Origin of the sequence: Qipengyuania sp. RANM35 (genome assembly GCF_041021145.2) — a bacterium.
Lineage (GTDB): Bacteria > Pseudomonadota > Alphaproteobacteria > Sphingomonadales > Sphingomonadaceae > Qipengyuania > Qipengyuania soli.
In genome coordinates this window covers 1,754,956-1,780,094 of the sequence record NZ_CM196433.1, presented here as the reverse complement: position 1 = coordinate 1,780,094, position 25,139 = coordinate 1,754,956, and the positions used below count along the sequence as shown (strand labels likewise).

Here is a 25,139-nt window from a genome sequence, read left to right as displayed (position 1 = left end):
GGGCGTACTCAGGCCTGCACCACCTTCTGTTCGATCGCACCGAAGATCGAGTGATGGTGGGCATCCTTCATCTCGACGCGGACGACGTCGCCCGGCTTCATGAAGGGCGTGCTCGGCTTGCCCGTAGCAATGGTCTCGATCATGCGGATCTCGGCGATGCAGCTGTAACCGAGACCGCCTTCGCTGACCGGCTTGCCCGGGTCGCCATCGGGACCCTGGTTCGACACAGTGCCCGACCCGATGATGGTGCCTGCGGACAGGCGCCGGGTCTTGGCAGCGTGAGCGACGAGTTGCGCCAGGTTGAAGGTCGCATCCTTGCCGGCTTCGGCACGCCCGAAAGCCTCGCCATTGTAGTCGACCATCAGCGGCAGGTGGATGAGGCTGTCGCGCCAGTCGTCGCCCAATTCGTCGGGTGTTACCGCGACCGGGCTGAACGCACTGGCAGGCTTGGACTGAAAGAAGCCGAAACCCTTCGCGAGTTCGTCCGGGATCAGGCCGCGCAGCGAAACGTCGTTGACCAGCATGACCAGCTTGATGTGATCGGCGGCAGCCTCCGCCGAGACGCCCATCGGGACGTCGTCGGTGATGACCGCGACCTCGCCTTCCATGTCGCAGCCCCAGGCGATGTCGCCCAGCGGGATGTCCTCGCGCGGCCCAAGGAAGGCATCGCTGCCACCCTGGTACATCAGCGGGTCGTGATAGAAGCTCTCCGGCACTTCGGCACCGCGCGCCTTACGCACCAGTTCGACGTGATTGATGTAGGCCGAGCCGTCGGCCCACTGATAGGCGCGCGGCAGCGGCGACATTGCCTCACGCTCGTGGAAGCGCTCGCACGGCACCGCCTGGTGCTCCACATCGCGATAGAGCGCTTCGAGGTTGGGCGACACGCGCTCCCAATTGTCGAGCGCGTATTGCAGCGTGGGCGCGATATAGCCTGCGGCGCAGCATCGGGTCAGGTCTTTCGAGACCACCACCAGCTTACCGTCACGGGTTCCGTCGTTGAGCGTGGCGAGTTTCATGGCGTCAGTCTCCTTGCGGTCCCTTGTAGTCGGGACTGTCTATCTGGCTGTCCGGATATGCGCGCCGGAATTCGTCGCGCGCGAGGCAGGCCGCCTCGATCCGGGTGATGTGGGGGTGGGCGCTGAGATCGAAGGACAGCTTCCGCGCGTTGAACACCTGCGGCAACAGGACGACTTCGAACAGGCCGGGACGATCCATCAGGAAGTCCCCTGTTCCCATCTGGGCAAGCTTCACCTCGACCGGGTCGAGCGTTCTGGCGAGCCAATGGCGGTACCATTCGTCGGTTTCCTGCTCGCTATGGCCCATCGCGCCGCGCAGGTGCTTCAATACCTGGAGGTTGTTCAGCGCGTGGATTTCGGTCGCGATGGCATAGGCCAGTTCGCGCACGGTGTAGCGATCCTCGACCGAGGCGGGCAGCAGCGGATTTTCCGGATAGGCTTCGTCCAGCCATTCGAGGATGGCCATCGACTGCGCCCGGTCGCGTCCGTCGGCTTCGAGCATCGGCACGCCGCCGAACGGATTGCGCGCCACGAATTCCGGCGCCTTCTGTCCGTCGGTGCGCAGGTCGACCGGGATGACCTCGTAATCGAGCCCCTTGAGGTTGAGGGCGATGCGCAGGCGATAGCTGGTCGAACTGCGGAAGTAGGCGAAGAGGCGCATCATGATGCCGCTCCTACAGGATGGAACACATGGAACACGGTCCTGGGAATAAGGACGCAGGGCACCCGAAATGCCGCAAAACCGAGGCTTTCAGCGGGTTGCGAACCGATCATGTGTCCTTCTTGGCACCATGCCGAAAAGTAGGAAAGGGCTTCAGAACGCCGCAATCCCCGTCACCGCGCGACCCAGGATTAGCGCATGGACGTCATGCGTGCCTTCGTAGGTGTTGACCGTCTCCAGGTTCACCATGTGGCGGATGACCTGATACTCTTCCGAGATGCCGTTGCCGCCGTGCATGTCGCGGGCCTTGCGCGCGATATCGAGCGCCTTGCCGACATTGTTCCGCTTGACGATGGAGATCATCTCCGGGGCGAACTTGCCTTCGTCCATCAGGCGCCCGACGCGCAAGGACGACTGCAGGCCGAGCGAGATTTCGGTCATCATGTCCGCCAGCTTCAATTGGTAGAGCTGCTTGGAGGCCAGCGGCACGCCGAACTGGTGACGGTCGAGGCCGTACTGCCGGGCAGCGTGCATGCAGAATTCGGCCGCGCCGAGCGCGCCCCAACTGATGCCATAGCGGGCACGGTTGAGGCAGCCGAACGGACCCTTGAGGCCCTGGACCTCGGGCAGTAGCGCGTCCTCGCCCACTTCGACCTCGTCCATGACGATCATGCCGGTGGTCGATGCTCGCAGGCTGATCTTGCCCTTGATCTTGGGGGCGGAAAGGCCCTTCATGCCCTTTTCGAGGATGAAGCCGCGAATGCCGCCGCCATGCGCCTCGCTCTTCGCCCAGACGACGAAGACATCGGCGAAGGGAGAATTCGAAATCCACGTCTTCGAACCGGAAATGACGTAGCCGCCGTCGACCTTCTTCGCGACGGTCTTCATGCCTGCCGGGTCCGATCCTGCATCGGGCTCGGTCAGGCCGAAGCAACCGATCAGCTTGCCGCTGGCGAGACCGGGCAGGTATTTCTTCTTCTGCTCTTCCGACCCGTATTCGCTGATCGGGAACATGACGAGGCTCGACTGGACCGAGGCCATCGAGCGGTACCCCGAGTCGACACGCTCGATTTCACGCGCAATCAGGCCATAAGCCACATAGCTGGCGCCGGCGCCGCCGTATTCCGGGTCGATCGTCGCGCCGAGGAGACCGGCTTCACCCATCATGGGGAAGAGTTCGGGATCGTCGATTTCCTTCGAAAATCCTTCGATCACGCGGGGTTGCAGTTCGCCCTGTGCGAAGGCGTGGGCTGCGTCGCGGATCATCCGCTCTTCCTCGGTCAACTGCTCGTCGAGGTTGAAGGGATCTTCCCAGGCGAAGGGCACCATTCCGGCCATGTGGTCTCCTTTGTTACGGTCCCGCCACTGGCAGGCTTGCCCGCCTTCCGCAAGGGGGCGTCAGGCCTGTTGCGGACCCTTGTTGGTGAACAGCGTGTACCGGCTCTCGTCGCATATTCCCGTGACCCATTCTTCGTCGACCTTGAGCCAGGCATGGAAGCGCGGGACGCCGGCGTCGTCGCGCATCGTGCCGATATAAAGCTGCGAAGGAATCCCGCGCCGCTCCAGCATACGCCGCGCAGCCAGCGCCTGGGGCAGGCACTGCGGGGACCCCGGCATATTTCGCAGAGCCCGCGACACGGCGAGCCGGATACGGCGCACTGTGGCGATGTCGGTGCCCTTGGGAGGCTTTGCCGGATCGGACGGCGCTCCGGTGCCGAAATGCGAGCGCCAGTGCCGCGGAGGGACGGCGCGCACGAGCCATTGGGCCCAGGCGATCCGTCCCATCGCCTCAATCGTGGCGACGCGGTCAGCCGCGTCGAGCGCAATCAGGGTCTGCAGCTTCGGCACATGGCGAGATTACCATGCGCCGTCGCAAATCCAATCAGTTGATGAGGGGCAGCGCCTTGCGGCAGTCCTCTGCGCATTCGCGGCACATCTGCGCACAAAGCTGGCAATGCGGATTGTCATGCCCTTCGCACTCGGCGGCGCAGGTCTCGCAAGCCTTGATGCAGGCTTCCACCTGGGCGCGCAGGACATCGATATTCTGGGCCGTACGGCGTACTGCGAGACGGGCGGTTGCAGCACAGACGTCGGCGCAGTCGAGGCAGTTGCGGATGCACTGCGCCATGTCCATGTCCTCGGCCACGCAGGCGTCGGCGCAGGAGGTGCAGAAGAGCGAGCACAGCATTGCGTGGCGGGCAGCAAGGACGAGTTCCTCGGTCTCATCCTGCACCTGCGGATGGGCGGCGATCATTTTCGGGAGCGACATGAAAATTCCTTTCGGGATTGGTGGGTTACCTGCCCAACCGATCCCGAACGGCGCCGGTTCCGAAATTCTCCGTCAGTGCTGGTGGAGGGCCTGCTGTACGCTGGCGATGACATCGGCCGGGGGGCAAGGCTTGGCAAGTGCTTGGGCCGAGGGATAGCGCTGGGCAACCTCGCCGGGGGTCAGCTGGCCCGAGTGGAAGATGACGGGCACGTTCTCGGCCATCATCTGCTCTGCCAGCGGATAGACGATGCCGTCGCCGAGCTGGACGTCGAGGATCGCGACGTCGGGCTTGTTCTTCTGAAAGGCGAGCATGGCGGACGAAATGTCGTCGTAGGGGCCTTCGACTTCGTAGCCGGCTTCGGCCACCGTGTCGCAAAGATCGTAACCCACAATGAGCTCGTCTTCGGCGACGAGAACACGCAATTGCTGTCCCATCCTTGCTCTCCAAACAGGCGACGACCCTGAGGGAACAACATCGCTTCCGAAGGATTGTTCCCGCCTTAATCGAGCTTGCCGTACTTTCCTGCAAAACCGGCTTCGTCGCCCTCTGCGAGCAGTTTCGCCTGGCCCACCCAGTCGTCACGGCGGATACGCCCCTGGAAGCGACCGAGCTGGGCATCGACCCGCTCGATCTCGGCGTCGTCCCAGGCGGCGATTTGCGCAAATCCGGTGATCCCCATCTCGCCCAGCGTGGTGGCCAGCTTGGGACCCAGGCCCTTGATCCGGGTGAGGTCGTCGCCCGTCGACGGTGCCGGAGTCGCGGCTTTCGGTGCCGGGTCGACGGTTGCCGCGGGGGCGCTGTCGATCAGCGCACGGTTTCGTTCGGCAGGTGCTGCGCCCTCGTCGAGCACGTCATGCAAAGTGCCGGTCACGCGTGTCTTGCGATTGGCGCGGAAGACGTACCAGGCGATGACAAGCCCGACGACCAGCGCGAGCACGATCGCGGGCCAGTAGGTTTGCAGCAGTTCGGTCATTCGCCATCCCTTTCGGTGTCGCTACGGCCCCACAGGACCCAGCCAATTCCTATTCCGGCCCCATATCCTGCAAGCATCAGGGCGACCAGTTCGAACCAGACAGGCATCTCAACGCGCTCCCGGGGTATCGACAGGCGTGGGGGTCAACGGCTCGGTCCGTATCACGGCAAATTCGATGCGCCGATTGGCAGGATCTTCGGGCGTCAGGCCGTCAACCGGTTCCGAGGAACCGACCCCGCGCGCCCTGAGCCCGTCGCGGGGAATGCCCCGGCCGACGAGCGCCTCGCGCACGGCGCGGGCACGCTCCATGCTGAGAGCGATATTGCCCGCCTCGTTCCCGATCCTGTCTGTATGCCCCGTGATGGAGATTATCGAACCGAGGCACGGACGCAGGGCATCGGCGACCTCGTCCAGAAGCTTGCGGCTCGAAGGGTCGAGCGAACTCGACGCTTCCTCGAACCTGATGGATCGCGTGCGCAACAGACCGGCGACGTCATCCTGGCAATGGAGCGGTTCGTATTTCAGCTTCGCGCTCTCGGCACGCGCCGTCCCATCGGCCCATGCCACGCCGCCAACTCCCGGGACAGCGGCAACGGCATGGGCGACGCGGGCACGGGTGTCGTCATCGAGCCTGCGACCGCCCTTGAGCCACGGATGGCGTGTCGGCGAGCCATTCCGGTCGACGAAATCCGCCTCGACGCCGCGGCCGCCGGCTTCGTCGATGGCTGCCTTGGCTTTCGCCTGGAGCGGAGCGACGAAATCGTCTGCCGTCGGCAATGCAACGGCATAGCCTATGGCGGCGATCAGGACGGCGCCGGAAAAGATCGCAAGGGGAGGGCGGATGCGCATGGCGGGGTTCCTAGCCGAGCCTGACCTGCCGTGCCAACCGGGCGCGGCTCAGCTTTCCTCGACCGCTTCCTTGCTGCGGCTGCGCTTGAACAGGACGCGGTCCTCAGGTCCGAAGCCGCGCCGCCAGATGACCCAGCCGTAGACGCCGAGGATCGCGGGAATGCCGAAGGCCAGCTCGGCCCATTCGGGCAGCTTGGTGGCGATGAAGCCGACGACCACGGCGGGTGCCGCAGCCCAGACCAGTGCCCAGCGGAAATTGTTGATCGACTGGCCGAGGATTTTCGACAGGAGGATCGCTTTGACGAGGCTCGCCGTGCCAAGCGCAAGGGCGAGCGCAATTGCGGCAGCGGCCGCCTTGAAAGGCTCGCCATAGCCGCCTGCCACCATTGCCTCGATCAGAACGACGGTGAGCACGCCCTGCAGCACGATGGTGCCGATCGAGATCCACAGGTTCTTGACCCGCGCGACATAGATGAGGACCGCTTCGGAAACCACGGCCGTAGCGGCCACGACTTCGGCTGCGAGCAAGAAGGCCAGCGCACCCGTTCCGCCGACGAATTCGGGACCGACGAGCCCCATGACAGCCTCGCCCGGCACGCCCAGCGCGAGGGCAATGCCGGCCTGCATCGCGACGATCCAGAAACCGACCTGGCAGACCTGCTTGGCGATGGCTTCGTAGTTCTTGGTTTTGAGGTTCTTGGTGATGACTGGCCCGAGGATCGGCTCGAAGCTGGTCTTGAGCTTTTGCGGCAGGCTCGCGACTTGCTGGGCGATGTAGTAGACACCGACGGCGGCAGGCGCCGCGAAGAGGCCGAGGATGAAGATGTCGAGCCTGCGCGTCCCCCACTCGATTGCATCGGCAGTGGCCAGCGGAAGCGCCCTCGCTGTCATCCGCGCCATGTACGACGGATGAGGTCGCCATGCGCGCGGTGGGCCGTAGCTGCGGAAGAAGGACCACAGTCCTGTCAGCAGGCCTGCGTAAATCGACACGAGGTATGCCAGCGCGAGACCGGATTCGCTCGTCGCCGGAATGAAATAGAACACCCCGGCCATGATAGAGATCGTCCACGGCTCGACCACCGCGCGTGCGCGCACGGTTGTCGCGATGTCGTAGCGATAGGCCTGCGCCGCGAGCACGATTTCCGTCAGCGCGTATCCCGGGATGGCCAGCACGACCAGGCGGTCGAGTTCGGTAAACTGGCCCGAGGGAAACAAGGGGGCAGGGACCAGCCAGAAGAAGGCAGCCGCGACCGCCGAGAACATGACCGCCAGCAGCATGCCGTCATAGACGAGGTTGGCAGGGTGGGCGTCCTCTCCTTCGGTCAGTCGTTGGGCCAGCCCGCGCTTCTCGCCCATCGCGCAGATCATCGCTGCGAGTTCGACCACGACCAGGGCAGAAGCAAAGCGACCGAGCGCGTCGGGGCCATAAAGGCGCCCGGCGATGAACAGGAACGGCAGGCGCGCAAGCAGGCGCAGGAGGAAACCGATGAAGTTCTGGCGTCCGCCCTTTGCGAGTGCGGTCAGGTCCTCGTCGGAATGGTCGGCGCTCATCCGGCGTTTTCCTGCTCGGCGCGCAAGGGCCGCGAAAGCAGGGCCGAGACCGTAGCGCGCGGGTCGTTGCCCTTGATGAGGCCGTAAACGGCGGTGACGATCGGCATGGCGACACCATGGCGTGCGGCGAGTTCGACGAGCACGGGTGCGGTATGCGCGCCTTCGGCCACCGTCCTGCGATCGGCCATCAGCTCTTCTGCGCTGTGACCCTCTCCCAGTGCCTTGCCGAGCGAGAAATTGCGGCTCGAGGTCGAGGAACAGGTAAGGACGAGATCGCCGAGGCCGCAGAGGCCCGCTAAGGTCTCGACCCGGGCCCCAAGTGCCTCACCAAAACGCAGCATCTCGGCATATCCGCGTGCGATCAGGGCAGCGCGGGCATTCTGGCCAAGGCCGAGGCCATCGACCACTCCGCAGGCGATGGCGAGGACGTTCTTGACCGACCCGCCAATTTCCGCCCCGGTGACGTCGTCGGAGAAGTATGGTCTGAAGGTCGGGCGCGCGATGACCGGCGACAGACGCTCCCATTGATCCTCGCCCCCGCCACAGGCCAGCGTAACCGCGGTTGGCAATCCGGCAGCGACCTCATGCGCGAATGTCGGGCCCGACAGGACTGCGATCGCGCTTCCGGGCGCAGCGTCGGCTGCAACGTGGTTCATCAGTCGTCCGGTGCCCGCCTCGATCCCCTTGGAGCACAGCACGAGGTCGCGCGGGTGTCGGGGCATTGCGCCCAGCACGCTGCCCATGTGCTGCGCCGGAGTGACCACCAGGAGCGTGTCCAGCGCTGCCATTTCCGCGAGGTCGTTGGTCGCCTTCACCCCGGGTGACAGGTCTGCGGAGGGCAGGAAGATCGAGTTGGTGTGCTGCGCGTTGATTTCGGTGACGAGTTCTTCCTCGCGCGCCCACAGCAGCACCTCGCGCCCGTCGCTCGCCAGCATCTGCGCGAGCGCCGTCCCCCATGCGCCCGCACCGAGGACGCCGACGCTCATGCCTTCACTCCGGCACCGCGAACGGGTGCGGCGTCGGGATCGAGCGGCCAGCGCGGGCGGGCCGAGATATCGAGCGGGGCGGGGGAGAATTCCGGCAGCGCAAGGCGCTCGACCCCGGCCCAGGCAATCATCGCGGCGTTGTCGGTGCACAGCTTGGGCGGCGGCGCGGCGAAACGCATGCCGTGGTCTGCCGCCACCTGCTCCAGTGCTGCGCGAACCGTCGCATTCGCGGCCACGCCGCCCGCGACGACCAGCGTGTCGATATCGTCGGTTTCCGCTAGTGCGACCCTCAACCGGTCGATGACGCAATCGACCGCTGCCTGCTGGAAGCTGGCAGCGATGTCGGCGATTTCGAATTGGCCGCTTTCGTGCGCGCGGAGGACGGCGCTCTTCAATCCTGCGAAAGAAAAATGGGGCTCGCCGCTGCCGACCATCGGGCGCGGCAGGGGAACCGCCGAGGGATCGCCCTCCATTGCCTTGCGCTCGACTGCGGGGCCGCCCGGAAAACCGAGGCCGAGGATTTTGGCGGTCTTGTCGAACGCTTCGCCCAGCGCATCGTCGATCGTGGTGGCAAGGCGCTTGTAGCGTCCGACGCCGTCGACCCGCAGGATCTGGCAGTGGCCGCCCGACGCCAGCAGCAGGACATATGGGAAGCCGATGCTGGCGTCGGCCAGGCGCGGGCTCAGGGCATGGCCTTCGAGATGGTTGATCGCAATCAGTGGCGTGTCGCTCGCCATGGCGAGCGCCTTGGCGCTGACGAGACCGACCATGACTCCGCCGATGAGACCCGGGCCGGCGGTCGCGGCAATCGCGTCGCAATCGGCGAGGGTAATACCCGCATCTGCAAGAACGCCTTCGATCATCGGAGCGAGGCGCTCTGCATGAGCGCGCGCGGCGATTTCCGGGACGACACCGCCATAGGGCGCGTGTTCCGCGTCCTGCGAAGCGATGCGCTGTGCCACGATGCGGCGATCACCGTCGACCAGCGCGGCTGCGGTTTCGTCGCAGGAACTTTCTATGCCGAGAACCAGTGTCATCAGTGGCTTCCCCTTAGCGCCCCTGCTCGCTAGGGCAAGCAAACCCGATGCCAGTCTCACCGATCATTCGTCTTGGAACCAGGCGTTCGCCGCTTGCCCTGGCGCAGGCGCACGAGGCCCGTGCGCGCCTGTGCGCGGCCCACGACTGGGACGAATCCGCCGTCGAACTGGTCCCGGTCGTAGCAAGCGGCGATAGGATACAAGACCGCCCGCTCGCCGAAATCGGCGGCAAGGCCCTGTGGACCCGCGAACTCGATCAGTGGCTGGTGGATGGCCGGATAGACATCGCCGTCCATTCGATGAAGGACGTCGAGACCATCAGGCCAGCAGAGATCGCGATCGCTGCCATCCTGCCACGCGCGGACAAGGCGGACCGCCTGCTCGGCGCGCCCTCGATTGCCGGGATTCCGCAGGGCGCGCGCGTCGGCACCAGCGCACCGCGCCGGGCGGCGCAATTGCTTCATGTGCGCCCCGATCTGGAGGTCGTGCCCATTCGTGGCAATGTCGCCACGCGGATTGCGAAGCTCGAAGCGGGCGAGGCCCATGCCACATTCCTGGCAGCAGCTGGGCTCGACCGGCTGGGGGAGGACGAAGTCGGCGTCAGGCTCGACCCCGAAGACTGGCTGCCGGCCCCGGCACAGGCAGCCATCGGGATCGAGTGCAGGAGCGACGATGCGAAGGTGCGCGACCTCCTGGCCGCCATCGATCATGCCGACAGCCATGCCGAAATCCGCGCCGAACGGCGCTTGCTCGAAGGCTTGGGTGGCGGCTGCAGCAGCCCGATCGCGGCCCTGACGCAGCGCGATGGCAACCGGCTGCACCTGCGTGCGGCGATCTACAGCGCAGACGGAAGCGTCAGGGTCGAGGAAGCCGCGACCTTCGATGATGGCGACAATAATGCGCCACTCGAACTCGCCCGGAAGCTGCTCGGGTCTGCGCCTCCCGAGGTTGTCCGCCTGTTCGACGGATTGGCGTGAAGCCGCTGTTCGTCTTCAGGCCGGAGCCGGGCTGGTCGATTACCGCCGAAACGGCGCGGGCAATGGGCCTCGACGTACAGGGCGCACCGCTCTCGGTCGTCGAACCTGTCGAGTGGCACATCACCGATCCGGACGAATTCGACGGACTGCTCGTGGGCAGCGCGAACGTGTGGCGCCATGCGGGTGCGGAACTGGAAAGGCTCGATCGCCTTCCGGTGCATGCCGTCGGCGAGACCACAGCCGAGACGGCGCGCGCCGCAGGCTTCCTTGTCGCGAGCACGGGGTGGGGCGGACTCCAGCAGCTGGTCGACCAGCTTGGCGGACGCGAGCTCCGGCTACTCAGGCTCGCCGGGGAAGACCGCGTACCGCTGGACCTACCCGAAGGGATCAGGGTGGAGACGCAGGTGGTCTACCGCACCGTGCCCGAACCTCTTCCTCCAGAAGCAATGACGGCCTTGCGCGGGGGCGGTGTGGCGATGCTCCATTCCGCCAGCGCTGCACAGCGGCTGTGCGAGGAGTTCGATAGGAATTCGCTCGACCGCTCGCAGGTCGACCTCATCGCCATCGGCCCGCGCGTGGCCGCGGCCTGTGGCGAAGGCTGGCGATCCATCCACATCGCAGCCGCCCCGACCGATGCCGACATGCTGGCATTGGCGGAATCTTTATGCCAGAACTGAGCCTTGGAGAGGGTCGCATCCTGATGGCGGATGTCGGGGTCGCAGAACGGATACTATGAACGATTTTTCCAGCAGCAGGCGCACGGGGCCTTCGGGGCGGCCCGTACTGATGGCTGTGCTTGCCTCATTCGTGCTCGGCGGGACACTCGTCGGTTACGCAGTCTACAAGCTCAACGGCAGCGGTTCGTCCGTGGAAATCACGGCTGATGCTCCAGAGCAGGTCGCGGCGAGTCCAACCACCGACCCGTCACCTACGCCCAGTGCGACGGCCAGTCAGGCCGCTGCCCAGAAGGCAGTCGAGAGAGTGGCCGAGCAGCAGGGCGGGATCGACCAGCGCCTTGCCGCTGCCGAACAGCGCCTCGCGAGGCTCGATCTGCAGGCTCAGGCCGCCGCCGGCAATGCCGCGCGCGCCGAGGGACTGCTCATCGCCTTTGCCACCCGTCGCGCGATCGAGAAGGGCGCCGAACTCGGTTACCTCGCCGACCAGCTGCGCCTGCGCTTCGGCGATGCCATGCCCAACGCGGTCGACACGCTGATCCGATCGAGCCGCAATCCGGTGACGCTGGACCAGCTCACTGCACGCCTCGAAGGCCTTGCGCCGCGTCTCGCGGAACCGACGAACAAGGGCGGTTTCGCGCGATTTCGCGAGGAGCTCGGCAGCCTCTTCGTGGTGCGTCGTGAGAGCGCCCCGTCGCCGCAGCCGCAACGCCGGCTCGAACGGGCGCGGATGTTCCTCGAAAGCGGGCGGACCGAAGCGGCGATTGCCGAAGTGCGCAATCTGCCGGGTGCCGAGAGTGCCGATGGCTGGATTCGCGATGCCGAGCGTTACGCTGCGGCCCAGCAGGCGCTCGACCTGATCGAGACCGCCGCCGTGCTCGAACCGCGCCGCCTGCGCGATGGGGCAGGCAACCGTATCTCGCAGCCGAGCCTCGCCGAAAACTAGGCTTTCAGCATTTCCGGCAGGCGCCCCGATACACCGCGCGCCTCGTCCATGAAGAAGCGCTTGAGCCAGCCCGAACGCTGCACTCCGGCCATGCCGAACCGGCGCACGGCACTGGCCGCCTTGCCGGGGACGCCGAACAGGCGCGTCAGGCCGTCGGTTGCGCCCATGACCATCAGGGAATCGAGCGCGCGCCATTCCTCGTATTTCTTGAGCACCTGCGCATCGCCGAGGTCGAGGCCGAGCCGGAGCGCCTCCTCGAGCACCTCCACCAGCGCGCCCACATCGCGCAGGCCAAGGTTTAACCCCTGACCGGCAATCGGGTGCATCCCGTGCGCGCTGTCGCCGATCAGGGCGAGGCGGTGTTCGACGATGCGCGCTGTGTGCTGGAAGCTGAGCGGCCAGGACGATCGCTGGCTGTTGAGCGTCAGATCACCGAGGATATCGCCCATTCGCTTCCGCACTTCGGCAAGGAAGGCACGGTCGGACAGCTTGAGCACGCCCGCTGCATCCTTCTCGTCCACCGTCCACACCAACGCACTGCGATGCTGGCCGTTCGGTCCGTCGAGCATGGGCAGCAGGGCGAAAGGACCGTCGGGATAGAAGATTTCCCACGCGACATTCTCGTGCGACTTGGAATGGTCGAGGCCGACGATAAGCGCGCGGTGGCTGTAGTCCCAGGTGGCCATCTTGAAGCCCGCCTCTTCACGCGAAGGCGAGCCGCGTCCTTCCGCACCCACCATCAGCGTCGCGTCGAGCACCGTGCCGTCTGCCAGCCTTGCCGAGACTCCGAATTCGCCGCGCTGGCGATCGACCACGGTCACCGGCGCGTGCCAGGCGATGAGCGGTTCCTTGGCCGCCGCCTCGTGCAATGCGAGTCGCAGCTGGCGGTTGGCGAACATGCGTCCGAGCGTGCCTTCGTGCGGCTCGGGCCGGAAATCGATCCGGCCCGGCTTCATCTGGTCCATGACCGCGATGGCGGCGATATCGCAGCCGTGCGGTTCGAGCGCGTCTTCGAGACCGATATTGCGGAACAGGCGCCAGCTTGCCGTCGATATGGCCGAGGCCCGTCCGTCGAAGCCTTCCGCGGTCAGTTCGGACGGGTCGGCACGGTCGACGACGTGGCTCGACAATCCCTTCTTCGCGGCGGCGAGCGCCAGGGTCATTCCCACCAGGCCACCGCCCAGGATCAGCAGGTCACGCTTGTCTGTCATCGGCGGCATCCCTAGAGCGAGCGGCGTGATCGAAGCAAGGATATTGGAGCGCGTCGCCGCACTGTTCATGCTGCTGGCGCTGGCCTTCGCCGCGCCCGTCAATGCCCAGGGTATCGGCAGCGACAGGATATCGGTCGAACTCGTGGCTGATGGTCAGCCCCGACCGGGGCAGGAATGGACGCTGGCGCTGCATTTCACGCCGTCATCCCCCGAATGGCATGGATACTGGTCCAACCCCGGCGATGCGGGGCTGGGCATGGATCTCAAGTGGCAACTGCCCGATGGCTGGAAGGCCGGGGAACCGCAGTATCCCCTGCCGCAGCGGCTGGTGGTCGGTGACCTGATGAACCATATCTACGAAGGGCCGTTTACGGTCCTCGTTCCCATCACGGTTCCGCGACAGGCAGCGCTGGGCAACACCGCGCCGATATCGGTCGTCGCGAGCTACCTCGCCTGCACCGACAAGATCTGCGTACCCCAGGAAGCGCAGTTGACCCTCGATCCCGCCAAACTGGCGAGGGACCCGCGCTTCGGCAAATGGCGGGCCGCGATCGTTCCGCCGCTGGGATCGGAAGCAGGCTTCGAGTTCAAGGGCGATCGCCTCAGGATCGGCATTCCGCTCCCCGCAGTGAGCGATCTGGCGGGCGAACCGCACCTCTTCATCGCCACCGGTGATATCGGGCAGGGCCAGCAGGTCATCTACACGGGGACCCAGACCTTCATCCGCGAGGGGGACCTTCTGGTCGTCGAGGTGCCGCTGGCGTCAATCGCCATTCCTGACACCGTCGAGTTCGAAGCGACACCGCGCCCGCCAAGGATCGAAGGCATTCTCGACCTCGGCAACGGTACCGGCGTCCGGTTCTCGGCCATGCCTACCGATGTGCCACTCGAAGGCGTAAAGCCGGTCCGCGGCGGGCCGCAGCCGGTGCTGTGGCAATTGCTACTGGCAGCACTCGTCGGCGGGATGCTGCTCAACGTCATGCCGTGTGTCTTCCCGATCCTCAGCCTGAAGGCGCTGACCCTGGCAAAGGCCGGGGGCGATGAGCATGCGGCGCGGCACGATGCGCTCGCTTATGCAGCAGGGGTTGTGCTGGCATGCGCGGGATTGGGGCTGGCGATCCTAGCACTGCGCTCTGCGGGCGAGCAGGTCGGTTGGGCGTTCCAGTTGCAGAACCCGGTCGTGGTGGTGGGCCTTTTCCTCCTGGCACTGGCACTGACCGCGAATTTTCTTGGCGTCTTCGAGGTGCCGGGTTTCGCCATTTCGGGCGGCAAACCATCGCGCGGCAGTTCGTTTGCGACGGGCCTCCTGGCGGCATTCGTCGCGACACCGTGCACCGGACCCTTCATGGCGCTCGCACTGGGTGCCGCGCTGGTGATCCCGCCACTCGACGGCCTGCTCGTCTTCGTCGCGCTCGGCATCGGGCTTGCGCTGCCGTTCCTCCTTGTCGGTTTCGTGCCTGCCATCCGCGCGCGCTTGCCCAGGCCCGGACCATGGATGGAGAAATTCCGGCGCTGGATGGCGCTGCCGATGGGGTTGACGGTGCTGGCGCTGGGTTGGCTCATCTGGCGCATCGGCGGGGCTGGTTTCCTGTTCATGACCCTGTTGCTGGGGATGGTCCTGCTACTCTGGCTCACATTGGCCGGGCGATTGCAAGCACAAGGCAGGTCGGGCCCGGTCTTTGCAGTGCTGGCCCTCTTCATGGGCGCAGCCCTGGCATTCCTCCCGCAGCCGCAAGCTCAGGTACGAGCCGCCGAGGGCCTGCTCAAGCCGGTCGCCTTCAGCGATGAGGCGCTCGCGCAGGCGCGCGCAACGGGGCGGCCGGTGTTCCTGTGGTTCACCGCCGACTGGTGCGTGACCTGCAAGGTCAACGAGAGCGTCGCGATCGAACGCGAGGACACGAAGGAGTCTTTCGACAAGGCCGGGGTCATTGCGATCCGCGCCGACTGGACGCGGCCGGACGAGGAGATTTCGCGCATGCTGACCCAGCAGGGCGTCGCAGGCGTCCCGCTCTACCTGTGGTATGCGCCCGGCCAGGATGCGGAGCAGCTGCCGCAGGTGCTTACGCCGGATCTGCTGGCAGAGAAGGCGCGGGCTTCGCGATAGCGCGGCAGGCTTCGACCAGCTCGCCCGGTAAGTTGCTGGGATTGAGGATGAGGCTTCCGGCGCCGGGCACCGTCGCCTCGACCTCGCGCGCACCCGTCAGGACATCGAGCAGGGGGTCTTCCGCTGCGACGGCACCCTTCCACAACCATGCGCCCTTATGTTCCACCGCGTCGATCTTGAGGCGCGAAACATGGCCATTGCCGATAAGTGCGAGGATGGCCTTGGCATGGGCGTCGGCCGCGGCGAACCGCGTGTAGGCGAGCAGCGGGATGCCTTGTGTCGTCTCGCATTCGAGCGCCATCAGCGGCCGTCCGCCCGGCTTGCCATACAATAACCGTTGCGGCTTGCCCGAGGGTGCCCAGATGGCACCTTCGCTATCGGGAGAGGGCGCAGGTTCCGAAGGCCCGCTCGCATCGCCGGCAATGCGCGAGCGTTCGACATACTCGTCCGACGCGGGCGGTTTGCAGGCGGCGGCCAGAAGCAGCGGCAGAAGAGCGAGAGAGCGACGCATTCCCGCGCTATGGCACAGGCGCGCGCGCATTCAACTGCCCTGCGACGACTGTCCTCAGCGCGATCGGATGAATGCCCTGATATCGCGCGAAAGCTTGGCCCGATCCTCGTCGCGGACGTACATCATATGTCCCGCGTCGTAGTAATGGAACTCGATCCGGTCCTGCGGAAATCCCGTGCGGCTGAGTGCATACTCGGCAGCGAAAAACGGCGTGGCGAAATCGTACCAGCCCTGCCCGACATAGATGCGCAGGCCCGAATTCTCGCGCAGCGCGCGGCCGAGATAGGGGGCGACGCTGAGATAGGCATCGCTGTCGCGCCCGCCATTGAGGCGCCAGTCCCATTCGCTTACCCCACCAATCGTCACATACTGTCGCTCGGTCTTGTAGCCGATGGTGTCCCGCATGTAGGCGTTGGCCGCGGCAGTATAGCCGCCGTCGATGCCGTAGAAGCTCGGATCGTTGTCAGGGTATTCTCCGGCATTGTCGTAGTCCTTGCCGGTGTAGCGCGAATCGAGCCGTCCCACGGTCTGGCCACGGTCACGCAGCAATTCCTTGTAGAACCTGCCCGATGTCACTCGCAGGTCTGCGCTTTCGAGATAGGTTTCGCTGAGACCCGTGAAGCGGGCGAGTTCGCCGCGAATTGCAGCGCGTTCGTTCGCGCTGGCCTTCTGCCCCTTGAGCAGGAAGGCGGCGTAAGGTCCGATGGCGAACTGGCGTGCTTCCTCAACGAATTGCTCGACCGAGGGGGCGCTCGCCTTGCCGTGATAGAGTGCGGTCGCGGCGAAGGAGGGAAGGGTGGTGATATAGCCCAGCTCGGCCCCTTCGGTTTCCGCCCCGGCGGCGAAATCGAGCACGGTCGAAATCAGGATCACCCCATTGAGCGAGACGTCGTTGTATCCTCCCTCCAGCTCGTTGACGACCGCCGCACTGCGGGTCGTGCCATAACTCTCGCCGCCAAGGTATTTGGGACTGTTCCAGCGTCCGTTCTCGCTGAGCCATTGGCGGATGACCTGTGCGACCGATTTCGCATCCTGCGTTACGCCCCAGTAATCCTTGGGGTCGGTGTCGCCGATCGTGTGGCTCCATCCGGTGCCCACCGGGTCGATGAACACGAGGTCGGTCACGTCGAGCAGTGAATCGGGATTGTCGAGGATCGGATAGGGCGGCCCGCCGTCGTCCCTGGCATTTGACGGGATGGCGACGCGTTTCGGCCCGAAAGCTCCCATCTGCAGCCAGAGCGAACCTGAGCCCGGCCCCCCGTTGAACAGGAAGGTGACCGGGCGGTTCGGGTCGCGCGGCTCGGCGACATATGCGGTAGTGACGATCGCAGCCTTGGCTGTGCCCTTGTCGTCCTTGAGCACCTGCTCCGAAACCGTCGCGGTGTAACTCACGGAACGCCCGCCGAAAGTCCCGCTGAAGCGCTTGGACGCACTGTTTGCTTCGTAGGGGGCAGCGGCAGGTTTCTCGCTCGCGTCCTTGTCGGCGGCATGGGCGGGGCTGAGGGCGAGGGCCGAGCTTGCGGCAAGCAGGGCGAGGATCCGGGCAGTCATGCGCTCTCCTATGGCAGGGTCGGCAATGCAGGCAAGATCGCGAGGATCAGCGCGGCTTGCGGAAGCGATAGACGAAGCGGTCGGTCTTTCCGCGAACGGACGGATCGAAAACCAGCTTGGTATGGTCGTCTTCCGGGTTGGCCAGAACGTCGCTTTGAGCCTCCAACACGAAGCCGGCGGCCTCGAAATCTGCGCGAACCACCGCCGGATCGATACGGTGGACTGCATCGACGACCGCCCGGGTATCGCCGGGTAGGCCGACATGGTCGATCACACCGACGATCCCGCCCGGCTTCATCCCGGCATAGAGCGCGCGGACATAGGCCTTGGGGTCGGTGAACGGGATCTTGTACTGTTCGCTCGTCCAGTAAAGGTCGTGGTAGGAGTCGTTGACGATCGCGAAATCGAGCGAACTGGCGGGCGGGGCAAAGGCATCGAACGGGTGACGCGCCATCTCCACTGCAGGAGTGCGGGCGATTAGTTCGGCCCAGGCCGCCTTGCTCTTGTCGTCGTTGTAGAACTGGTCGGGCTGGTAGGCGATCACCTTGCCGTTCTCGCCAACGACATGGCCCATGATCTCTGCCCAATAGCCGGTTGCGGTGAACAGGTCTGCGGCGACCATGCCGGGCTCGAGACCGAGGAATGCGAGGACTTCGGCGGGCTTGCGGCCTTCGTCCATCTTGCGCGCGTTTTCGGGCCGGTCGGAAGCCGCGACGGCGCTGGCTATGGCGGCAGTATCGACTGCAGGCGTCGGATCGACGGCGGTCGTGGCGCAGGCGGACAGGACGAGCGCGACGGGTGCCATCGCGAACAGGAACCTAGGTGTCATGACAGTTCTCCCCTGGCGCAGGGCATCGCGTGACGTGCCCGATGAGGCAAGGACTATCGGACGAACGCCGTTGCGGGGCGACAAACTGCTCTAGGGCTTGCCGCCCATGCGTTTGTATCTTGTCTTGCCGTAACGGGTCTTGTGCGTCCCTGGTTTGCCTTCGTTGGAGCGTCCGACCATCGGCGCGCGCTTTTCGCCATCGCCGAGGCCCAGTTCGTCGTTCTCGAGCCGGCGGATCTCGTCGCGCAGGCGTCCGGCTTCCTCGAATTCGAGATCGGCTGCGGCAGCGCGCATGCGCTTTTCGAGATCCTCGATATAGGCGCGCAGATTGTGGCCCACGAGGTTGTTGCGCTCGTCATCCCCGGTGTCGACGGTGACGCCGTCCTGCGACGCGGTATGCGCGACGATGTCCGCGATCTGGCGCTTGATCGTCTGCGGCGTGATGCCGTGTTCCTCGTTGTACTCGCGCTGCTTTTCGCGGCGGCGCTCGGTCTCCGCCATCGCGCGTTCCATGCTGCCGGTGATGCGGTCGGCGTAGAGGATCACCCGCCCGTCGATATTGCGCGCGGCGCGGCCGATGGTCTGGATGAGCGAGGTTTCGGAACGCAAGAAGCCTTCCTTGTCGGCATCGAGGATGCAGACCAGCCCGCATTCGGGAATGTCCAGGCCTTCGCGCAACAGGTTGATGCCGACCAGCACGTCATAGACGCCGAGGCGCAGGTCGCGGATCAGTTCGATGCGCTCCAGCGTCTCGACGTCGGAATGCATGTAGCGCACGCGCACGCCCGCTTCGTGCATGAACTCGGTGAGGTCTTCGGCCATCCGCTTGGTCAGCGTGGTGACGAGCGTGCGGTAGCCCATCTTGGCGGTCTTCTTGCATTCCTCGATGCAGTCTTGGACCTGGTCCTCGACCGGCTTGATCTCGACCGGCGGGTCGATGAGGCCGGTGGGGCGGATGACCTGCTCGGCGAAGACGCCTCCCGACTGGTCGAGCTCCCATGGGCCGGGCGTGGCGGATACCGCGATCGTCTGCGGGCGCATCGCGTCCCATTCGTTGAAGCGCAGGGGGCGGTTGTCGATGCAGCTCGGCAGGCGGAACCCGTATTCGGCGAGCGTGATCTTGCGCCGGTGGTCGCCGCGCGCCATCGCGCCGACCTGGGGCACGGTCTGGTGGCTCTCGTCGACGAACAGCAGCGCGTTCTCGGGCAGGTATTCGAACAGCGTCGGCGGCGGCTCGCCGGGCAGGCGGCCGGTGAGAAAGCGGCTGTAATTCTCGATCCCCGCGCATGAGCCGGTGGCGGCGATCATCTCGAGGTCGAAATTGGTGCGCTGTTCCAGCCGCTGCGCTTCGAGCAGGCGGCCTTCCTCGTGCAGTTCCTTGAGCCGCTCTTCGAGCTCGAACTTGATCGCCGCCATGGCCTGCTTCATCGTCGGGCCGGGCGTGACATAGTGCGAATTGGCGTAGATGCGCACCTTGTCGAGGCTTGCACCCTTCTTGCCGGTCAGCGGGTCGAACTCGCTTATTTCCTCTATCTCGTCGCCGAAGAAAGACACACGCCAGGCCATGTCCTCGTAGTGCGAAGGGAAGATTTCCAGGCTGTCGCCGCGGACGCGGAAATTGCCGCGCTGGAAGGCGGCATCGTTGCGCTTGTACTGCAGCGCGACGAGCTTGCGGATGATCTCGCGCTGGTCCTGCGTGTCGCCCTTCTTCAGGTCGAAGATCATCGCCGAATAGGTCTCGACCGAGCCGATGCCATACAGGCAAGATACCGAGGCAACGATGATCACGTCATCGCGTTCGAGCAGCGCGCGAGTGGCCGAGTGCCGCATCCGGTCGATCGCCTCGTTCACCGAGCTTTCCTTCTCGATGTAGGTGTCGGACCGGGGCACATAGGCTTCGGGTTGGTAGTAGTCGTAGTAGCTGACGAAATACTCGACCGCGTTCTCGGGAAAGAAGCTCTTGAATTCGCCATACAACTGCGCGGCGAGAATCTTGTTCGGCGCGAGGATCAGCGCCGGTCGCTGCAATTCCTCAATGACCTTGGCCATGGTGAAGGTCTTGCCCGACCCGGTGACGCCGAGCAGGGTCTGGGTTTGCTCCCCTTCCTTCGCTGCCGCCACGAGTTCGGCGATGGCGGTCGGCTGGTCGCCGGCGGGTTCGTAATCGGAGACGAGCTTGAACTTGCGCCCGCCCATCGACTTGTCGGGGCGAACCGGCTTGTGCGGGACGAATTCCCCCGTGGTATCGGGTTCTTCTAGTCCGCGCCGGATAACGAGTTCTGCCATGCGCGCACATATGGGGAACAAAAGTCGCTGCTGCAACTTCGCTTGCGCCGCGCCATCGCACTGTTAGCTTGGAACTGACCTTAGGGGAGATATCTGATGCGTCGCTTTGTCCTGCTTGCCTTTGCCACTGCCACGGTTGCTGCCTGCGGGAGTCCCGATGCCGACGGCGATGGCACTATCACGATGGAAGAGGCGGCGGCCAAGTCCAAGGACATGGTGAAGCCGGAACCGGGCAAGTACCGCGCCACGGTCGAGATGGTGAATGTCGAGGTGCCGGGAGCGCCGAAGCAGTTTCAGGACATGATGAAGCAGATGATCTCGGTCGGTCCGCAAACGCACGAATACTGCCTCACCAAGGAGGAGGCGGAGAAGGGCTTCGAGGAGATGGCCCGCCAGGCGCAGAAAAACGAGGACTGCAGCTTCGAGAAGTTCGATGCGGATGGCGGTACGATCGACGCGGTCATGACTTGCTCGCGACCCGAACATGGAATGGCGCGCATGACGATGCAGGGTACGGGCACCTCGACCTCGTCGAACATGACAATGACGATGGATGCCAAGACTCCCGACGGCAAAACCATGAAGATGACCATGAAATCGAACCAGGAGCGGATCGGTAACTGCGACGGTTGAATGACCAGATGATTTTCGGGAGCCTTTGACCGGCTCCGTGCATTATTACGCGGTGATGGCAACATTACCGTTCCGAGACACGACTTTCATCGACCGCGAGGAACTGGCCCGGCGCTTGTCGCTGGCAGCCGAGCCTTGCCCCGACGATGCGCGCGGCCCCCGTTGGCAATTGCTGCTGCGCGAATTCCTGTGGCCGCTGGAGCCACTGCGTCGCAAGCTGGGCAAGCCGCTTGAAATCACACCCGCCAGAACGCCGAAGACTGTCATGCTCCTGCCGGGCTTCGGGGCCCACCCGATCCGGATGCGCTGGATGGCGCGGAAGCTGGAGCAGGCCGGGCATGTCGCCAAGAAATGGGGTCTGGGTTACAATCTGGGCGCCACAGCAGACCGTTTTGCGCGCGTGGAAGAACGGCTTCTGGACCTGTTCGGCCGGGACCGTGAACCCATCATCCTCGTCGGCTGGTCGCTCGGAGGCATCATGGCCCGCGAGCTGGCCAAGAAGCACCCGGAGAAAGTTGCCAAGGTCATCACCATGGGCTCGCCCTTCTCGGGTAGCCCGCGCGCCAACAACGGCTGGCGTGCCTACCAGGCCATTGCCGGCCACCGCGTGGACGAACCGGAGATCGATACCGTCCTGTCGGAGAAGCCGCCTGTCGAGACGGTGGCCATCTGGAGCCCGCGCGACGGGGTGGTGCACCCGCGTTGCGCTTGCGGCAAACCCGGCGAACGCGACCGCGCGATAGCGGTTCGCTGCTCGCATATGGGCCTCGTCATGACGAATGAAGCCATAGCGGTGGTGCTTTCGGAACTTGACCGCGCCTGAATGCTTGTGTTCCTGTAAGTCACCGGCGGGTTCTCCTCCGGTCGAATCCCCGGGGGACAATGAGCGCAAGCGCGGGAAATTTCGACGAGATGCACAATGCCGACGGCACCGTGCGCGAAGCCTATGCCTCCTATTGCAGCTGGTTCGATGAGCAGAAGACCGCCCTGCTGAAGCGCAAGCACGGCGAGGCAGAGACCAATTTCCGCAAGACCGGCATCACTTTCAATGTCTATGGCGAGGACGAGGCCGAGGAACGGCTGATCCCCTTCGACATGGTGCCCCGGGTGATCACGGCCGCCGAATGGCGCAAGCTCACCCGCGGGATCGAGCAGCGTGTTTCTGCTCTCAACGCCTTTATGCACGATCTCTACCACCGGCAGGAGATCATCCGCGCGGGTCGCATTCCGGAACGGCTGTTCCGCGACAATGCCGCATGGCTGCCAAACATGGTCGGCTTCACCCCTCCCGGAGGGGTCTATACCCATATCGTCGGCATCGACCTTGTCCGTACCGGTCCGGACGAATTTTTCGTGCTGGAGGACAATGCCCGCACGCCATCGGGCGTCAGCTACATGCTCGAGAACCGCGAAACGATGATGGCGATGTTCCCCGAGCTGTTCATGCGCATGCCGGTGGAGGCGGTTTCGGATTATCCGCGGCGCCTTGCGAAGAGCCTCGCCGCCTGCGCTCCCAAATGTGCGCAGGACAAGCCAGTTGTCGCCGTGCTGACGCCGGGCATCTACAATTCCGCCTATTTCGAGCATGCCTTCCTTGCCGACCAGATGGGCGCAGAGCTGGTCGAGGGGAGCGACCTGCGCGTGGTCGATGGCCGCGTCGCAATGCGGACAACCGCGGGATACCAGCCGGTCGATGTGCTCTATCGCCGTGTCGACGACGACTTCCTCGACCCGCTGACTTTCAACGAGGACAGCGTGCTGGGCGTACCGGGCATCATGGACGTCTATCGCGCTAGCGGGATCACCATTGCCAATGCCCCCGGTACGGGTGTCGCCGACGACAAGGCGATCTATTCCTTCATGCCTGAAATCGTCGAGTTCTATACCGGCGAGAAGCCCCTCCTGCCCAATGTCGAGACACACCGTTGCGCCGACCCGGACGAACTCAAGTACGTCCTGGACAACCTCGCCGAACTGGTGGTGAAGGAAGTCCACGGATCGGGCGGATACGGCATGCTGATCGGCCCTACCTCGAGCAAGAAGGAGATCGAGGAGTTTCGCCGCAAGATCGTGGCGCATCCGGAGAACTACATCGCGCAGCCGACGCTTTCACTTTCCACCTGCCCGATCTTCACCAAGAAGGGGCTCGCCCCGCGGCATGTTGACTTGCGGCCGTTCGTCCTTGTTTCGCCCGACAAGATCGACATCACGCCCGGCGGCCTGACCCGGGTAGCGCTGAGAGAGGGTTCGCTCGTCGTCAACTCGAGCCAGGGAGGCGGCACCAAGGACACCTGGGTGCTGAAGGACTGATATGCTCGGGAGGACAGCAAACGGACTGTTCTGGATGTTCCGCTACCTCGAGCGGGCGGAGAACACTGCGCGCCTGCTCGATGCGGGCCTGCGCATGGCATTGACCCGCGATCTCGTGACGGCGGAGGAGGAGTGGCGGTCGGTCATCGCCACATCCGGCCAGCGCGCTGGCTACGAGGCGAAGCACGGTACCTATACGGGCATGCAGGCCTGGAACCACATCCTGCGCGACAAGGACAATCCGTCCTCGATCCTCGCCATGTTCGGGCTGGTCCGCCAGAATGCGCGGCTTGCTCGCAATGCGATCAGCGGCGAATTGTGGGAGGCGATCAACGAGAACTGGCTGGTGATGAAGGACCAGCTTGCCCGCCCGGTTGGCGAGAATCGCGTGCTCGACATCGTCGCGACGATCCGCCGCGCGGGTACCCTGGCCCATGGCGCCATGGCCGGTTCGATGCTGCGCGACGAAGGCTATCACTTTGCCCGCGCCGGGACCTTCCTCGAAAGGGCGGACAGCATCGCCCGCATCCTCGACATCAAGTACTACCTGCTGCTGCCGTCGCTATCCTATGTCGGGTCGAGCCTCGACACCGGCCAGTGGGACCAGGTGCTGCGCTCGGTTTCGGGCGACCGCGCGTTTCGCTGGCTCAATGCCGGCCAGATCGATGCGCGCGGGATCTGCGAGTTCCTGATCCTTGACGACCGTTTTCCGCGCAGCCTTGCCTTCTGTCACTCGGCCCTGCGCGAGACCTTGACGGCGCTCGCACGGCTGCACGGGCATGAAGGGCAGAGCAACGCCCTGATGCGCGATTCCGACACGCACCTGACCGGTCTGACCATCGAAGAGGTGTTCGACCAGGGGCTCCACGAATTCCTCGTCGAATTCGTATCGACCAACTCCGCCATCGCGAATGCGATCGCCGACGATTACCGGTTCCTCTCCTGATGCGCCTCTCGATCCGCCATACCACCCGCTACCGCTTCCACGCTCCTGTCGTACATGCCCTGCAGCGGCTGCGGCTGACGCCGAAGGAGACGCAGGGGCAGAGGATCATCGAATGGGACATGGAGTATCTGAATGCCCATCCCGAACTGACATTCGAGGACCAGCATCACAACACCGTCACCCTGATCGGGGTGGAGAGCGGCGCGCAGGAAGTAACCGTGACGTGCCGCGGCGTGGTTGAAACCAGCGACCAGGCCGGGGTTATCGGTCGCCATGCGGGCCACCTCCCCCTGTGGAGCTTCCAGTCGCAGACCGCGCGCACGAAGCCGGGTGGCGGGATGCGCAAGCTCATGAAACAGCTTACCGACGGGGGGACCGACCGGCTGGACATGCTCCATCGCCTGTCCTCGCGCATCCTCGAACAGGTAGAATACAAGACCGGGACAACCCATTCACGCACGACGGCTGAAGAGGCTTTCGCGCAGGGCAGCGGGGTCTGCCAGGACCATGCGCATATCTTCATCGGCATCGCCCGCGCGCTCGATGTGCCGGCGCGCTACGTCAGCGGATATTTGATGATGAACGACCGCATCGAGCAGGAGGCCGGCCACGCCTGGGCGGAAGCCTATGTCGGAGGTCTCGGCTGGGTCGGCTTCGACATTTCGAATGGCATCAGTCCTGATGCCCGATACGTGCGCGTCGCGACCGGACGCGATTATCGCGATGCCGCGCCGGTGACCGGCATCAGCTTCGGCGGGGCTTCTGCCGTGCTGGAGGTGGACGTCGCGGTCGAACAGCAGCAAGTGCAGCAATAG

25 protein-coding genes are annotated in these 25,139 nt (G+C 64.8%); 9 read left to right on the top strand and 16 right to left on the bottom strand.

Annotated elements, in window-relative coordinates; translation table 11 throughout:
* Positions 1 to 8 precede the first annotated feature (8 nt).
* The 11 genes from RAM60_RS08950 to tsaD all read right to left on the bottom strand — a co-directional run bounded on the left by RAM60_RS08950 (position 9) and on the right by tsaD (position 9,346).
* Entirely contained in the window at positions 9 to 1,019 is a 1,011-nt protein-coding gene (locus RAM60_RS08950; RefSeq protein WP_369027057.1) for a fumarylacetoacetate hydrolase family protein, read from the bottom strand.
* A 4-nt stretch (positions 1,020 to 1,023) separates the two neighbouring features.
* Entirely contained in the window at positions 1,024 to 1,680 is a 657-nt protein-coding gene (gene maiA, locus RAM60_RS08945) for a maleylacetoacetate isomerase (RefSeq protein ID WP_369027355.1), read from the bottom strand.
* Between the two features lie 153 nt (positions 1,681 to 1,833).
* Positions 1,834 to 3,009: an acyl-CoA dehydrogenase gene (locus tag RAM60_RS08940; RefSeq protein WP_369027356.1), complete on the bottom strand. Its 1,176-nt coding sequence runs from the start codon at positions 3,007 to 3,009 to the stop codon at positions 1,834 to 1,836.
* A gap of 69 nt (positions 3,010 to 3,078) precedes the next feature.
* A complete protein-coding gene (locus RAM60_RS08935) occupies positions 3,079 to 3,528 on the bottom strand; it encodes a lasso peptide biosynthesis B2 protein (protein ID WP_369027058.1) in 450 nt (149 codons plus the stop codon).
* A gap of 34 nt (positions 3,529 to 3,562) precedes the next feature.
* A complete protein-coding gene (locus RAM60_RS08930; protein ID WP_200981032.1) occupies positions 3,563 to 3,949 on the bottom strand; it encodes a four-helix bundle copper-binding protein in 387 nt (128 codons plus the stop codon).
* 72 nt (positions 3,950 to 4,021) lie between these two features.
* Entirely contained in the window at positions 4,022 to 4,372 is a 351-nt protein-coding gene (locus RAM60_RS08925; RefSeq protein WP_510639620.1) for a response regulator, read from the bottom strand.
* A gap of 77 nt (positions 4,373 to 4,449) precedes the next feature.
* Entirely contained in the window at positions 4,450 to 4,923 is a 474-nt protein-coding gene (locus tag RAM60_RS08920; RefSeq protein ID WP_200981030.1) for a helix-hairpin-helix domain-containing protein, read from the bottom strand.
* Positions 4,924 to 5,031: 108 nt separating this feature from the next.
* A complete protein-coding gene (locus RAM60_RS08915; RefSeq protein WP_369027059.1) occupies positions 5,032 to 5,772 on the bottom strand; it encodes an OmpA family protein in 741 nt (246 codons plus the stop codon).
* A 48-nt stretch (positions 5,773 to 5,820) separates the two neighbouring features.
* Entirely contained in the window at positions 5,821 to 7,323 is a 1,503-nt protein-coding gene (locus RAM60_RS08910; RefSeq protein WP_369027060.1) for a lipopolysaccharide biosynthesis protein, read from the bottom strand.
* Entirely contained in the window at positions 7,320 to 8,309 is a 990-nt protein-coding gene (locus RAM60_RS08905; protein WP_369027061.1) for an NAD(P)H-dependent glycerol-3-phosphate dehydrogenase, read from the bottom strand. Before RAM60_RS08905 ends, RAM60_RS08910 begins: the two co-directional genes overlap by 4 nt.
* The gene (tsaD, locus tag RAM60_RS08900; RefSeq protein ID WP_369027062.1) at positions 8,306 to 9,346 is read right to left on the bottom strand and encodes a tRNA (adenosine(37)-N6)-threonylcarbamoyltransferase complex transferase subunit TsaD; all 1,041 of its coding nucleotides are present in this window, start codon (positions 9,344 to 9,346) and stop codon (positions 8,306 to 8,308) included. Before tsaD ends, RAM60_RS08905 begins: the two co-directional genes overlap by 4 nt.
* Before the next feature lie 47 nt (positions 9,347 to 9,393).
* Between tsaD and hemC the strand changes: the two genes are divergently transcribed.
* The 3 genes from hemC to RAM60_RS08885 are packed head-to-tail and all read left to right on the top strand — an operon-like array spanning position 9,394 to position 11,943.
* On the top strand, positions 9,394 to 10,323 hold the full coding sequence (gene hemC / locus RAM60_RS08895) for a hydroxymethylbilane synthase (protein ID WP_369027063.1): 930 nt from the start codon (positions 9,394 to 9,396) through the stop codon (positions 10,321 to 10,323).
* Positions 10,320 to 11,000, top strand: a complete 681-nt coding sequence (locus tag RAM60_RS08890) for a uroporphyrinogen-III synthase (RefSeq protein ID WP_369027064.1) — start codon at positions 10,320 to 10,322, stop codon at positions 10,998 to 11,000. Before hemC ends, RAM60_RS08890 begins: the two co-directional genes overlap by 4 nt.
* Before the next feature lie 55 nt (positions 11,001 to 11,055).
* The gene (locus RAM60_RS08885) at positions 11,056 to 11,943 is read left to right on the top strand and encodes a hypothetical protein (RefSeq protein WP_510639616.1); all 888 of its coding nucleotides are present in this window, start codon (positions 11,056 to 11,058) and stop codon (positions 11,941 to 11,943) included.
* Here the strand turns inward: RAM60_RS08885 and RAM60_RS08880 are convergent.
* Positions 11,940 to 13,154 (bottom strand): FAD-dependent monooxygenase, encoded by a 1,215-nt coding sequence (locus RAM60_RS08880; RefSeq protein WP_369027067.1) that lies wholly within the window; start codon positions 13,152 to 13,154, stop codon positions 11,940 to 11,942. The two genes, RAM60_RS08885 and RAM60_RS08880, sit on opposite strands and share 4 nt — an antisense overlap.
* Before the next feature lie 67 nt (positions 13,155 to 13,221).
* On the opposite strand from RAM60_RS08880, the gene RAM60_RS08875 reads away from it, so the two are divergent.
* Positions 13,222 to 15,258 (top strand): protein-disulfide reductase DsbD family protein, encoded by a 2,037-nt coding sequence (locus RAM60_RS08875; RefSeq protein WP_510640404.1) that lies wholly within the window; start codon positions 13,222 to 13,224, stop codon positions 15,256 to 15,258.
* On the opposite strand, the gene RAM60_RS08870 is transcribed toward RAM60_RS08875, so the two are convergent.
* The 4 genes from RAM60_RS08870 to uvrB form a co-directional block, all read right to left on the bottom strand.
* The gene (locus RAM60_RS08870; RefSeq protein ID WP_369027069.1) at positions 15,215 to 15,769 is read right to left on the bottom strand and encodes a hypothetical protein; all 555 of its coding nucleotides are present in this window, start codon (positions 15,767 to 15,769) and stop codon (positions 15,215 to 15,217) included. The two genes, RAM60_RS08875 and RAM60_RS08870, sit on opposite strands and share 44 nt — an antisense overlap.
* Before the next feature lie 54 nt (positions 15,770 to 15,823).
* Positions 15,824 to 17,320 (bottom strand): S10 family peptidase, encoded by a 1,497-nt coding sequence (locus RAM60_RS08865; RefSeq protein ID WP_369027070.1) that lies wholly within the window; start codon positions 17,318 to 17,320, stop codon positions 15,824 to 15,826.
* A 46-nt stretch (positions 17,321 to 17,366) separates the two neighbouring features.
* The gene (locus RAM60_RS08860) at positions 17,367 to 18,149 is read right to left on the bottom strand and encodes a class I SAM-dependent methyltransferase (RefSeq protein WP_369027071.1); all 783 of its coding nucleotides are present in this window, start codon (positions 18,147 to 18,149) and stop codon (positions 17,367 to 17,369) included.
* Positions 18,150 to 18,239: 90 nt separating this feature from the next.
* The gene (gene uvrB, locus RAM60_RS08855) at positions 18,240 to 20,435 is read right to left on the bottom strand and encodes an excinuclease ABC subunit UvrB (RefSeq protein WP_369027072.1); all 2,196 of its coding nucleotides are present in this window, start codon (positions 20,433 to 20,435) and stop codon (positions 18,240 to 18,242) included.
* Positions 20,436 to 20,531: 96 nt separating this feature from the next.
* Between uvrB and RAM60_RS08850 the strand changes: the two genes are divergently transcribed.
* From RAM60_RS08850 to RAM60_RS08830, 5 genes are read left to right on the top strand one after another with little or no spacing between them, the layout of a single operon-like run.
* Positions 20,532 to 21,068: a DUF3617 domain-containing protein gene (locus tag RAM60_RS08850; protein WP_369027073.1), complete on the top strand. Its 537-nt coding sequence runs from the start codon at positions 20,532 to 20,534 to the stop codon at positions 21,066 to 21,068.
* 55 nt (positions 21,069 to 21,123) lie between these two features.
* On the top strand, positions 21,124 to 21,891 hold the full coding sequence (locus tag RAM60_RS08845) for an esterase/lipase family protein (RefSeq protein WP_369027074.1): 768 nt from the start codon (positions 21,124 to 21,126) through the stop codon (positions 21,889 to 21,891).
* A 59-nt stretch (positions 21,892 to 21,950) separates the two neighbouring features.
* Positions 21,951 to 23,378: a circularly permuted type 2 ATP-grasp protein gene (locus RAM60_RS08840; protein WP_369027075.1), complete on the top strand. Its 1,428-nt coding sequence runs from the start codon at positions 21,951 to 21,953 to the stop codon at positions 23,376 to 23,378.
* Position 23,379: 1 nt separating this feature from the next.
* Positions 23,380 to 24,324, top strand: a complete 945-nt coding sequence (locus tag RAM60_RS08835) for an alpha-E domain-containing protein (RefSeq protein WP_369027076.1) — start codon at positions 23,380 to 23,382, stop codon at positions 24,322 to 24,324.
* On the top strand, positions 24,324 to 25,139 hold the full coding sequence (locus RAM60_RS08830) for a transglutaminase family protein (protein ID WP_369027077.1): 816 nt from the start codon (positions 24,324 to 24,326) through the stop codon (positions 25,137 to 25,139). The genes RAM60_RS08835 and RAM60_RS08830 overlap by 1 nt, the downstream gene beginning before the upstream one ends.